Raw genomic sequence first — 232 nt, forward strand, 5'->3', positions numbered from 1 at the left:
CATTAGTACCGGTTAGCTCAACGCATCGCTGCGCTTACACACCCGGCCTATCAACGTCGTCGTCTTCAACGTTCCTTCAGGACTCTCAAGGAGTCAGGGAGAACTCATCTCGGGGCAAGTTTCGTGCTTAGATGCTTTCAGCACTTATCTTTTCCGCACTTAGCTACCGGGCAATGCCATTGGCATGACAACCCGAACACCAGTGGTGCGTTCACTCCGGTCCTCTCGTACT

1 rRNA gene is annotated in these 232 nt (G+C 53.0%); it reads right to left on the reverse strand.

Features of this window, described 5'->3' with window-relative positions:
- Positions 1-232, reverse strand: a 23S ribosomal RNA gene (locus SB756_RS35815); the annotation flags it as partial.

Source organism: Pseudomonas sp. SIMBA_068 (assembly GCF_046534705.1).
In the GTDB taxonomy this organism is placed as follows: domain Bacteria; phylum Pseudomonadota; class Gammaproteobacteria; order Pseudomonadales; family Pseudomonadaceae; genus Aquipseudomonas; species Aquipseudomonas putida.